The organism is Paenibacillus sp. FSL H7-0716 (assembly GCF_038002705.1).
Taxonomy (GTDB): domain Bacteria; phylum Bacillota; class Bacilli; order Paenibacillales; family Paenibacillaceae; genus Paenibacillus_AQ; species Paenibacillus_AQ odorifer.
Window position 1 is genome coordinate 1 of record NZ_JBBODA010000064.1, and the last position, 13,071, is coordinate 13,071.

Genomic DNA, 13,071 nt, shown 5'->3' on the forward strand with positions numbered 1-13,071 from the left:
GGGCGGAGGATCTCGCCGGCGGCCGCTTTACCCTTGCGCTGTTCGGTGCGTTCAGCGCAGGCAAATCTTCCTTCGCCAACGCTTTGCTCGGCGAAGAAGTGCTGCCCGTGTCGCCACACCCTGCCACGGCCGCAGTTAACCGCATATTGGCGCCGGAAGGAGACTTCCGCCATGCCAGCGCGGTTGTAACGATGAAGAGCATGGCGGATTTCTGGGATGACATCTGCCATTCCTTCAGCGTGCTGCAGCTTGGAGAGCCGCAACAGGATACGTGGACAGCAGTTCTTGCGAGCCTGCCAACACGGGGAATCCACCCCTCTGCGCTGCCGCATGCAGGATTTCTAAGAGCCGCAGCATCCGGTTGGGCTGAAGCGGAGCCGCTGCTAGGAACGGTGCGGACGGTTGATTTGGATGAATATCGAAACCTAGTTGCGGAAGAGACCCGGGCTTGCTTCGTGCAAGGGATTGACCTGTATTATGCCTGTCCTTTGACGGAGAGCGGGATTGTGCTCGTAGATACACCAGGAGCAGATTCACTGCATGCACGCCACACTGGCGTAACCTTTAGTTACATGAAAAATGCGGATGCGATCTGTTTTGTGACCTATTATAACCACGCCTTTTCGAAGGCGGATCGCGGCCTCTTGGCCCAGCTGGGCCGCATTAAAGACAGCTTTGCTCTCGATAAAATGTTCTTTATTATCAATGCTTCTGATCTCGCTTCAAGCGAAGAAGAACTAGATGAGGTTAAAGCGCATGTCGTTCAAAATCTGCGTGCCGGAGGTTTGCGTTCTCCGAGAATCTATGCTTTGTCCAGCTTGCTTGCTCTAGAAGCTAAAACTCAACATAATCACGATCTTTATGAAACCTCCCGCTTCAATGAATTTGAGCAAGCATTATCCCGCTTTGCTGGTGATGAGCTTCCACAGCTTTCACTTAACGCAGCTGCTGAGAGTATCGCATCGGTTCGGCGCCGGGCTGAGGAATGGCAGAATCTGGCTTCCAAGGCGGCGGGCGAGCGTGAAGCCGGGTTAAAAGAACTGCAGGAACGGCGGCAGTTCGCCATGAAGCGGTTGTCTCTTTTGGAGACTGAGGAACGTCCTAGCAGAGATCTTATTCATGAAAGTGAAGAACTGATCTATCATGTGTGCCAGCGGATTAGCTTCTCCTTCAACAGAAATTTCCAGGAGTCTTTTCATCCCTCCTTACTGCGTGAGGATGCAGGGAATTTAAAAGCCATTTTCTCTGCCTGTGGTGCAGAACTAATGCGTACTACTCAGCGCGAGCTTGAGCAAGAGCTATGGGCAACAACGTTGCGGCTAGAGAGCACGGGACGCAGGCTTGTTCATGAAGCTGCTGAAGCGGCAGCTACAGAGCTACTCTTTTCCACGGAGGACTTTCATCTTATGGAGAATGAGGAGCACGCTTGGTCATCTCCTAAGGATCTGGAATGCCAGCTTCAGCCTGTGCACTGGTCCGCTTTATGGGGCCATTTCAAATCCCCGCGTTATTTCTTTGAGGGAACTGGGCGGGATTTGGTCAAAGTTGCGGCAGAGCCGCTTTTGAAAGAAGCGGTTAATCTTGCAGCGGCAGTGCAGAAGGAGAAATTAATTGCTCATTACGTCGAGAATATCAGCAGAGAATTAAAATCTGCTGCCGAAAGCCTGCAAGAAGGGCTTGCGGAGCAAGAGAAAGCGATGTTAGATCTCCTTAAAGGGGGTGAGACAGCAGATCATTGGGGCCAAATAAGCCACCAATTATCACGTCTAGAACAAACTTTCGTTGATAAAGTCGACAAAGTTCTGTGAAGTTTGTAGGAAAATGTCGAAGAACACTTGCAATCTGGCGTATGATGGATGAAAATAAAGAAGCCTGAAAATATACAATGAAACTGTTACGTTTTCTGAAATTCATAAAAACGAGACAGTCAATTTGCCGAAAGAGGTTGGAATCGACAATGTGGGGAGCTCCTTTTTCAGCTCAAAGCCGCAAGCTGTTGCTGCTGGGCAGCGGGGAACTGGGTAAGGAAGTCATAATTGAAGCTCAACGCCTTGGCGTAGAGACCGTAGCTGTAGACCGTTATACCGATGCACCGGCGATGGGTGTAGCTCATCGTTCCTATGTAATTGATATGCTGGATGCAGAGGTGCTGAAAGCGCTGATTCGTTCTGAGAAACCGGATGTCATTGTTCCGGAGATTGAGGCAATCGCCACTCACGCTCTTCAAGAGCTTGAAGAAGAAGGCTTTTTCGTTGTTCCGACGGCGCGGGCGGCTCGGCTGACCATGGACAGAGAAGGGATTCGCCGTCTTGCGGCTGAAGAACTCAGACTGCCAACCGCTGATTACCGTTTTGCGGATAGTCTGGAAGAACTGCAACAAGCTATAGCCGAGCTAGGCACTCCTTGTGTCATTAAGCCGATTATGAGTTCTTCTGGCAAGGGTCAGAGCGTATGCAAAAGCCCTGAGGATGCAGAAAACTGCTGGAACACTGCTTTGGATGGAGCAAGAGCTAAAGGAACACGAGTTATCGTGGAGGCTTTTGTTACTTTTGAGAGCGAGATTACTCTTTTGACGGTGCGTTCTGTGTCTGGAACGGTATTTTGTCCACCTATTGGACATATTCAGAAGGATGGAGATTACGTGGAATCCTGGCAGCCTCACTTTATGAAGCCAGAGCAGCTTGAAGAAGCGCAATCTATAGCAAAAGCTGTAACGGATCAGCTCGGAGGTTTCGGTATTTTTGGAGTGGAACTTTTTTTGACAGATCGAGGCGTATTGTTCAGTGAAGTGTCACCTAGACCCCATGATACGGGGATGGTCACGATGGCGACGCAGGATTTATCTCAATTTGCAGTGCATGTCAGAGCTATTCTTGGTTTTCCTGTCCAGTCAGTACAATTGCTGACACCTGGGGCCTCAGCTACGCTGAAGGCTGATGGAGAAGGACGAGCCTTTGCTGTGACCGGAATTGGAGAAGCTTTGGAACTGCCTAGGACTCAGGTTCGCGTATTTGGTAAACCGGAAGTTCGTCCTGGCCGGCGGATGGCAGTAGCGTTAAGTGCGGCGGAAGATGTGGAAATCGCGCGGACGATAGCCAAGCAGGCGGCGTCTATGCTAAAAGTGGAGGTATATGAGGATGAACAGTAGTACCATGGCACCTGTACTGGAAATTCGCAAATGCGGCTTGAATGATCTGGAGAGAGTTACAGCGCTTCTGCGGGAATTCGGCTATCCAACAACGCTAAGCGTGATGAAAGAGAGACTGGAAAGCATGGAGAACAGCAATCTCCAATGCACACTTGTAGCAGAGCTGAACAATGAAGTTGTGGGTATGATCGGCCTTAGACAGGTAAGCTCGTATTACAAACAGACAGATTGTATCACTGAGATTACTGCACTTATCGTATCAGAAGAACTCAGAGGAAACGGACTCGGTAAAAGACTTGTGGCCGCAGCAGAAGAATGGGCACGTGAGCAAGGTTGCTGTCAGCTTTTCCTTAGAAGTGGCAACCGCGTAGAACGCGCACCGGCACATGCTTTTTATCGTCATATCGGTTTCGAAAAGACAGCAGGCTATCGCTTTAACAAAGCGTTGCTATAATACTTATATAGGTTACCGATCATCCCCATCCCAGCTACGGCGGGATGGTTTTTTTTTGCTCTGGAACTCTTTTTTTATATGTATTTAATATATTAATACCTAAAACTATTTAAATAACTTAACCATAGATGGATTGGTTTGAATCATATACAATAAAATTTATGACATCTAAAACGTTTCCAAAGAGGGATGAGACATGTATAAGCTAGTTCTTGCTGAAGATGAAGAAGACGTTAGGGAAGGCGTTATCGGGCAGATTGACTGGGAGCGTTACGGATTTGAGATTGTTGAGCAGGCGGAGAATGGACGGGAAGCTGCGGATGCCATAGACCGTTTGCTGCCGGATGTGGTAGTTACCGATATCCAAATGCCTTTTATGAATGGACTTCAGCTGGCTGAATGGATTCGTAGTCATCATCCTAACACTAAGATTATCATTTTGACTGGGTATGATGAATTTGAATATGCTCAGAAGGCGATAAAATTGCAAATTGACGAGTATATTTTGAAACCGTTCTCTTCGCAGGAATTAATTGATGTACTGCTTAAGGTTAGAGTAACTATTGAGGCTGAAATTGCAGAAAAGGAAAATGTATTTGTACTCAGTGAGCATTACCGGAAAAGTCTGCCTGTGTTAAGGGAGCAATTTTTATCGTCCCTTATTTCGCGTAGACTGCGTACGGATGAAATTGCTGAGAAGAGCTCTGAATATGGCATAAAATTAACGGGACGGTGGTTTCAGGCTTCGGTAATTAGTGTGGATTATATTCGTCCTGAGCGGGAATCGGCTGGGGGTGCAGCAGGCCGGCAAATTTCTTTACGAGACACTGGTGAAAAGAATTTACAGCTATTCGCTGTGCTGAATATTGCTGAAGAAATATGTTCGAAGCATGGTTTTGGAAGGGTGTTTATTCATCGTGATGAGGTCGTATTGCTCACCATCCATGAAGAAGGGGAAGAAACTGATATCACTGGAAAGACTTTTGAGCTTCTTGAAGAAATCCGCCAGAATGTACAGCGGTTTTTGAAGCTGACGGTAACGGCAGGCTCCGGAACGGTCTGTTCATCGCCTGCTTTGTTATTTAATTCTTTTGGGGATGCCTTGCAGGCACTAGATTATCGGCTTATTCTCGGCAATAACCGGGTGATCTGGATTGAGGACGTTGAGTCACGTTCCAGCACTCTGCTAACCTATGATGAACTAACCCAGCAATCCTTAATCCGGACGATTAAACTAGGTACGGTGCAAGAACTCAAAGAGGTTGTTGAGGAGTTATTTGCCGGTCTTGACGCAGAGCAGGTGTCTACACAGGATTATCAGATTTTTTTGCTGGAGATTATTACATCTATCCTGCGAGTGGCTAAAGAATCCGGAAGTGAGGCTGCAAAGTATATTGGTTCTGGCATTTCGTCGCTAACTGCCATCAATAAATTTAATAGTATGGCCGAAGCCAAGCAATGGATTATTGCAGTCTGTAGCGGTTTAATGGATACGATTGCATTAGAACGTCAATCTTCCTATAAGCTGCTTATTGATGAAGCTAAAGAATATATACGCAGCCACTATGTTGAATCTGATATTTCCATCGGCAAGGTTTGTCAGCATTTACATATAAGTACCGGTTATTTTAGCAGTATTTTTAAGAAGGAAATGAAAATGACGTTCGTTAGTTATCTTTTGCAAATTAGGTTAGAAGCAGCCAAGGAACTTTTGCGGTCCACGGAGCTGAAAGCTTTTGAAATCGCAGAAAAAATAGGTTTTGCCGATCCTAACTATTTCAGCTTTTGTTTCCGCAAAAAATATGGCCAATCTCCTAAAGAGTATAAAAACAGCTCCAGAGGAGGGTAAAGATGCTGAAGGATAAACCTTATTCCTTTCATCTAAGACCGCAGCATCCCAAAGGCGGAAAACGTCGGTTGTCCTCCAAGCTCCGAAGCATTCAAGTTACGATTACACTCACTTTTACATCTGTTGCCGTGCTGGTAGCTGTCGTTGTCAGCCTTATGCTGTACAACAAGTTTGCCAAGACCGCAGAAGAGAATGCCAATATGAATATGCAGCAGATCATTGAGCAAGTGAATTACAATCTGGGTCTTTATGTTAAAGGAATGCGCAATATTTTTGAGACAGCGGAGGAGCAGATTACGAATAGCCCTTCCGTGGATTCCGCTTTATTGACGGAAAGAATGGCTATGTTAATGGGGAGCAGAGAGGATCTGGTCTCGGCGGCTGTTTTTACACCACAGGGGAAATATGTTGTGGGTACACCCGGTCAGAAGCTGCGCAGCAACACACAGCTGGAGACTCAGAGCTGGTTTACGACGGCGCAAAGAACATCAGAGCTCTCTTATTCCGCACCTCATATTCAGAATTTGTTCAAAGGTCAATATATCTGGGTCGTGTCTATCAGCAAATTAATTCAATATAAGGAGAACGGAGTCTTAAAAACCGGCATTCTGCTGATGGATTTTAACTTTCGAACCATTGATGAGCTGAGCAAGCAGGTTAAGCTTGGCAAAAGAGGATACGCTTACATCCTCGATCAGCTGGGAAATATTGTGTACCATCCCCAGCAGCAGCTGATTTATGCTGGCTTAAAATATGAGAATGTGGAGCCAGTACTGGAATATGCTTTTCGTAGCTATTTGGATGAGTCTACGGGCGAAAAACGGTTTATCACCGTAAGAACACTGGAACAGACAGGCTGGAAGATCGTGGGTGTGGCTTATTATGATGAGATTGTAACTACCAAACGTGATCTAAACACTTTTTTATCCTGGTTTTTAGCGGTAGTCATTTTATGTGTAATTATTGTATCTGTCTTTTTGTCTGCACGTATTGCCCGCCCTATCCGCAAGCTGGAACGGACGCTTCAGCAGGTGGGCGAAGGGGACCTCAACACCCGAATAGATGTCAGCGGCGCGTATGAGGTGGAACAACTGTCCAAACGGTTTAATCTTATGCTGCAACGTATCCGCCAACTGATGGATCAGATTATTTATGAACAGGAAACCAAACGTAAAGGTGAGCTTGAAGTGCTGCAATCCCAGATCAATCCGCACTTTCTGTACAATACCTTAAATTCTGTGATCCGGCTCGCTGAACGCGGCAAGACTGAGGAGGTAGTCACGATGATTCAGTCCTTATCGAAGTTCTTCCGGATTAGCCTTAGTAAAGGGAATAATATGATTACCGTACAGGAAGAGCTTGATCATGTTCGTCATTACCTTGTGATTCAGAGCTTTCGGTTCAAAAATAAGTTCCGCTACGAGATCGAGGCTCAGGATGAAGTGCTGCAGTGTCAGACTATTAAGTTAATTTTACAACCTATTGTGGAGAATGCCCTGTATCACGGGATTGAAATGATGCCTGATGAAGGTTTTATTTCGATCCAAGCGGAGCTAAAGGATGATCTTGTCATCATCCGCATTCGTGATAATGGACTGGGTATGTCAGAGGAGACTATGAAGGTTCTTTTAACTGGCGGCAGTAAGAGTATGCATGGCTCCGGGGTAGGTGTTAGAAATGTTAACGAGCGTATTGAGCTGTATTATGGGCGTGATTATGGTCTTTCTTTTGAAAGTGAAATTGAAGAAGGCACTACGGTTACTCTTATCTTCCCGGCACTCGCAGCAGGCGAGGGCAATCCTGGACATGAGGAGGATGAGACATCGGTATGAAAATCGTTCGTTTTTGGCTAACCCTGCTGGTATGTGTGGTGTTATGGACCACGATCACGTCGTGTTTTAATTCGGCACCTAATTATATCAACACGAACAAAACCCGCAATATTCATCTTATTGTGAAAATGAACAAAGGCGACTATTGGAATACAGTTAGATTGGGTGCAGAAGCCGCGGCACAGGAATTTAATGTGAAACTAACGTTCAAAGCTCCGAATGCGGAGAGTGATATTGCGGAACAGGTCAGAATGGTTGAGGACTCCATTAAAGAAAAAGCGGACGTTATTATTTTAGCTGCCAGCAGCTACATGGGACTTGCACAAGTGGTTGATCGGGCGGCATATTCCAAGATTCCTGTATTGTCTGTGGATGCAGAAGTCGGTTCGGCCAGAGTAAGAGCCTATGTGGGTTCAAACGGCTATGAAGCGGGACAAAAGTCTGCAGAAAGACTCATTCAACTGCTAAATGGATACGGGGAGGTCGGCATCATTAACTTCACAAATTCATCTTTGGGGGCGGAGCAGGAGTCTTCAAACGGCATTGAATATGGTGCAAGAGATGCAGAGGAACGGGAAAAGGGATTTTTAAATTACGCTGCCCGATATCCGAACATACAGGTAGTAGAGATTTCGTATACCACTTCGAGTATTAGTGATGCTGAAGAGCTGACACGGTTAATGCTGCTGAAACATCCAAATCTTCGCGGGATCGCCAGCTTGAATGAGACAGCTTCACAAGGGGCGGCAAAAGCTATCCAGAGCCGAGGGCTGCATAATATTAAAATGGTAGCGTTCGACAGCTCCCCGTCAATGATGGAGTTGCTGCAGGAGGGTACGGTTCAAGCGACCGTAATCCAAAATCCTTTTAGTAACGGGTATTTAGCCGTAAAACATGCCGTTGAGGTAATCGAAGGAATGGATGTTCCTGATCGTGTCGATACGGGCACTAAACTCATTGATTTGGACAATATGCTGTGGCCCGAGAATCAGAAATTGTTATTTCCCTTCGTCAGATAGTGGACGGTTTATTTTTGAAAAGACGAATGCCATCCTTAAAATGGGAGGTATTCGTTTTTTGGGTTCAGTAGAATTTTTATAAAAGTGAGTAGGATTTTATATTCGAAACCGTTTTCACCTAAGGCATAATATGGATGTGCCCGAGAGAATTCAGGGTTAAACCAAAAAAAAGAAGTATAAACAGGAGGTCAATGAATAATGAAAAAAATCACTTCCGTTCTTTTAGCAAGCGCAATACTGGGTGCCGCCCTGGCAGGCTGTGGCAATAGCAACAATAATGCAGACAGTGGTAAAGCTACCAACGCTCCAAAAACTGAAAATGCGGGCTCTTCCACTGAATCGCCAAAAGTAGGGGTAGCCATTTACAAATTTGACGATACCTTCATGACAGGTGTTCGTAACGCAATAGACACCGCTGCCAAAGGCATTGCTACTGTAGATATCGTAGATAGCCAAAATTCTCAACCCACACAAAATGACAAAGTTGACTTGTTCATCACCAAAAAATATAAAGGCATGCTGATCAATCCAGTTGACCGTACTGCGGCTGGCGTTATTATCGAAAAAGCAAAAACGGCAAATATTCCGGTGGTCTTCCTGAACCGCGAGCCGCTGCCAGAAGATATGAAGAAATGGGATAAGGTTTATTATGTAGGTGCTAAAGCGGAAGAATCCGGAACTATGTCCGGTCAACTGATCGTGGACTACTGGAAGGCACATCATGAAGCGGATAAAAACGGCGACGGCGTCCTCCAATACGTAATGCTGAAAGGTGAACCGGGGCACCAAGACGCTGAACTTCGTACTACGTACTCCATCCAAGCAATTGAAGATGCCGGCATCAAGGTAGAAAAGCTGGCTGAAGATACTGCGATGTGGGACCGCGTAAAAGGGCAAGAAAAAATGGCAGCCTTCCTTGGCTCCCATGGCGACAAAATTGAAGCTGTACTTGCGAACAACGACGATATGGCTCTCGGTGCAATCGAAGCTTTGAAAGCTTCAGGTTACTTCACGGGTGATAAATTTATGCCGGTAGTAGGTGTAGATGCTACTGCTCCTGCGATTCAAGCACTACAAGATGGAACGATGCTTGGTACCGTGCTGAATGATGCGAACAACCAAGGTAAAGCTGCAATCACAGTTGCTGCTCTGCTTGCTAAAGGAGAAACACCTACAAAAGATAACGTAGGCTTTGATATCACAGACAACCAATACGTGTGGATTTCCTATAAAAAGATCACCAAAGACAATATCGATGACGCCAAATAATAACGCTCTAATCTAGATGGAATTCATGATCATATAGCAGCAACGGGGAGCGGATATTCGCTCCTCGGATTTCTTTCAGGCAGGGAACAGGATGAAACCGCTGTGCCTCTCATGAAAAAAGAAAAAAGCGTAGGGGGCGTAACAACATGGAAAAAGCTGAGTTTTTGCTAGAAATGAACGACATTACGAAAGAATTCCCCGGCGTCAAAGCGCTGGATGCAGTTAGTTTAAAGGTCAGACCAGGTTCGGTGCATGCCCTTATGGGCGAGAATGGTGCGGGTAAGTCCACTTTAATGAAATGTCTCTTTGGTATTTATTCACCGGATGCCGGTGAGATTTTTTTGGAGGGTGAAAAGACCTCTATCGGAAGCTCAAATGACGCTTTGAAAAATGGGATCTCAATGATTCACCAAGAGCTGCATCCCGTGCCGTTCCGAAGTGTGATGGAGAATATCTGGTTAGGACGTTTCCCAACCAAAGGGATTGGACCTTTTCAGTTTATTGACCATAAGAAAATGTACACTGACACGGAGAATTTGTTTAAAGATCTGGATATCGATCTGAATCCCGAGACATTAGTGGGTAAATTGTCTGTATCCAAAATCCAATCCATTGAAATTGCGAAGGCTGTCTCTTTTCACTCCCGAGTTATTGTAATGGATGAACCTACTTCCTCCCTGACCAGTGTGGAGGTGGAGCATTTATTTCGGATCATACGGGATCTTAGGAGTAGAGGCGTAGCTATTATTTATATATCCCACAAAATGGAAGAGATTCTCGAGATTTCTGACGAAGTTACCATTATGCGGGACGGTAAAAAAATCGGAACCTGGCCAGCGGCGGAATTGACTACAGACCTTATCATTTCCAAAATGGTCGGCCGCGACTTGACCAATCGATTCCCAGAACGCTTTAACGTGCCTGGCGAAGTATATATGAAGGTGGAAGGGTTAACCTCCCCTGAAGAAAGATCGTTTAAAGATGTTTCTTTTGAATTAAGACGAGGTGAGGTTTTAGGGATTGGTGGTCTGGTAGGCGCTCAGAGAACAGAGGTTATTGAAGCATTATTTGGCCTGAGGGCTATTAAATCGGGGACGATTTCTATCGATGGTAAGCGCATTCATATTCAATCTCCCAAGGATGCTAAGAAACACGGAATGGCATTGCTTACGGAGGAACGGCGTGTCACCGGTATTTTTCCAGTCTTGTCTGTTCATGAGAATGGCGCAATCGCTAACCTGCATCGATACCAGAAACTACTACTTCTACTAGATGGAAAAAAGAAAAAAGAAGAAGTCGATAAAATGATTGAAAAATTACGGACCAAAACTCCAACAACCAAAACGCTGATCATGAATCTTTCTGGTGGGAATCAGCAAAAAGTGCTGCTCGCCAGATGGCTTCTAACCGAGCCCGAAATCCTGCTTCTGGACGAGCCGACTCGCGGTATCGACGTAGGAGCTAAATTCGAGATTTATTCGATTATTGCCGACTTGGCACAGCAAGGGAAAAGCATCATTATGATCTCCTCTGAGATGCCGGAGCTGCTCGGAATGTCTGATCGTGTAATGGTCATGTCGGAGGGTAGGCTTACCGGAATACTAGAAGGCGAGCAAGCTACGGAAACCGAAGTTATGCGGCTCGCTGCACAGCATTAGGATAGGATTTCAATGATAGTTTTGCTGGGCGAAACTAGATTTGGTTTACGAAGAGAAGTACTCTTCGCGTAACTTTAAGGAGGAACACTACTAATGAACGCTAAAAGAGCCCAATCTTTTATTACTCAAAATGCCATTTATATTGTCTTGGTAATTCTAATTATGGGTATTGCCTTATATGAGCCGGCCTTTATTTCTGTAAATACTTTACGGGACATTCTAATTCAGTCGTCAACACGGATTATCATCGCGCTTGGTGTTGCCTTCATCCTTATCACAGCTGGGACGGACTTGTCTGCTGGACGTGTGGTTGGTTTCACGGCGGTAATTTCTGCTTCGATGCTGCAAATTCCGGATTATTCCCGGCGGTTTTTTCCTGATCTGCCACAGGTGCAAGTGTGGCTTCCGATCCTTATAGCTATCATCGCTGGTCTTCTCTGCGGACTCGTCAATGGTATTGTCGTCTCCAAGCTGAACGTCCCGCCGTTTATCGCAACACTGGGTACGATGGTTATCGTCTACGGCTTGAATTCCTTGTACTTTGACATGGACCCCAACCAATCACAGCCGATTGGCGGTCTGCGTCCAGATTTCACTACAATCGGTTCCGGGTTTATCGGCAAGGGGCAATATTCAATCCCGTATATCGTGCTGATAGCCTTGGGTGTCGCCGCCATCGTATGGGTGGTGTTCAATAAAACCAAGCTGGGCAAGAACATGTACGCTATCGGCGGTAACATGCAGGCAGCTAAGGTATCTGGCATCGATGTTTCCAAGAACTTGATCTACATCTATGCCATTGCTGGTGCCCTTTATGGTCTGGCGGGTGTACTGGAGGCTGCCAGAACAGGTGGCGCAACCAATAACTATGGTAACATGTATGAGCTTGATGCGATTGCTGCTTGCGTCGTAGGCGGGGTGTCCACAACCGGTGGTATCGGAACAGTGCCAGGTGTTCTGGTCGGTGTTATTATCTTTACCTTAATCAACTATGGCCTGACCTTCATCGGCATCAGCCCTTACTATCAGTTGATTATCAAAGGTTTAATCATCATCGCCGCGGTCGCGTTTGATATGCGGAAGTATTCTTCGAAGAAGTAGTTGTGTGGGGGATGTGTGGTGATTATAGCGTTTGCTATTTATGGCAAACGCTTTTTGGTTTGTCCATTTCGCTTGCTGATACTAAGCAATTTATAAGAAACAGTTTATAAGAAACAGTTTATAATATGCAATTCATATGAACCAGTTTAAAGTACAAATTCACAAGTGCCAATTCATAAGTACCATTCATAAGATGCAATTTAAAAGTACCAATTCACAAGTACCAATTCACAAGTACTTAACGTCGCCCCCTTGCTCCTCGCATAGAAAAACTACGCACGAGCACGAAAATTACCCACAAAAACTAGTTTAATTAGTTAGGGGTTAAACCACTTCCGCTCCCACTAGTACCATTGGGACCAGCAGCAAGTACAGTAATAATATCAACTACACCAATAAATCAACTACACCAATAAATCAACTACACCAATAAATCAACTACACCAATAATGCCACTATCCAGCACTGCTAACTACAGCGCTGCTAACTAAAGCACCACTAACTACAGTACTACCAACTACTCAACACCAAAACTACCCACTAAAATGCCACCACGACCAAATAGCGTCAACAACACTAACACACAGATCACCAATGGCTATTACCAACATGAAACAAACACACCACTAAAAATACCCGCCAAAATGCCACCATGACTAAACAGCTCCAGCAACTCTAACATCAACATCAATATCAACATCAACATCAACATCAACATCAACATCAACATCAACATCAACA

At 45.5% G+C, this 13,071-nt stretch carries 9 protein-coding genes; all 9 read left to right on the forward strand.

Annotation, left to right across the window (positions count from 1 at the left end):
* Positions 1-1,808, forward strand: a 1,808-nt coding sequence (locus MHH60_RS32745) for a dynamin family protein (RefSeq protein WP_341161217.1), incomplete at its 5' end; no start/stop codon positions are given.
* A 149-nt stretch (positions 1,809-1,957) separates the two neighbouring features.
* Positions 1,958-3,148 (forward strand): formate-dependent phosphoribosylglycinamide formyltransferase, encoded by a 1,191-nt coding sequence (purT, locus tag MHH60_RS32750; RefSeq protein WP_076134652.1) that lies wholly within the window; start codon positions 1,958-1,960, stop codon positions 3,146-3,148.
* The gene (locus tag MHH60_RS32755) at positions 3,138-3,602 is read left to right on the forward strand and encodes a GNAT family N-acetyltransferase (protein WP_232061416.1); all 465 of its coding nucleotides are present in this window, start codon (positions 3,138-3,140) and stop codon (positions 3,600-3,602) included. The genes purT and MHH60_RS32755 overlap by 11 nt, the downstream gene beginning before the upstream one ends.
* A 196-nt stretch (positions 3,603-3,798) precedes the next feature.
* Complete coding sequence (locus MHH60_RS32760; RefSeq protein WP_076134651.1) at positions 3,799-5,451, forward strand: response regulator; 1,653 nt, start codon at positions 3,799-3,801, stop codon at positions 5,449-5,451.
* A 2-nt stretch (positions 5,452-5,453) separates the two neighbouring features.
* Entirely contained in the window at positions 5,454-7,283 is a 1,830-nt protein-coding gene (locus tag MHH60_RS32765) for a sensor histidine kinase (RefSeq protein WP_080742537.1), read from the forward strand.
* Entirely contained in the window at positions 7,280-8,302 is a 1,023-nt protein-coding gene (locus MHH60_RS32770) for a substrate-binding domain-containing protein (protein WP_076134650.1), read from the forward strand. Before MHH60_RS32765 ends, MHH60_RS32770 begins: the two co-directional genes overlap by 4 nt.
* 198 nt (positions 8,303-8,500) lie before the next feature.
* A complete protein-coding gene (locus MHH60_RS32775) occupies positions 8,501-9,571 on the forward strand; it encodes a galactose ABC transporter substrate-binding protein (RefSeq protein ID WP_143766677.1) in 1,071 nt (356 codons plus the stop codon).
* A 146-nt stretch (positions 9,572-9,717) separates the two neighbouring features.
* Positions 9,718-11,229, forward strand: a complete 1,512-nt coding sequence (locus MHH60_RS32780) for a sugar ABC transporter ATP-binding protein (protein WP_076101437.1) — start codon at positions 9,718-9,720, stop codon at positions 11,227-11,229.
* 93 nt (positions 11,230-11,322) lie between these two features.
* Positions 11,323-12,330, forward strand: a complete 1,008-nt coding sequence (mglC, locus tag MHH60_RS32785) for a galactose/methyl galactoside ABC transporter permease MglC (RefSeq protein ID WP_076127586.1) — start codon at positions 11,323-11,325, stop codon at positions 12,328-12,330.
* Positions 12,331-13,071: the final 741 nt, after the last annotated feature.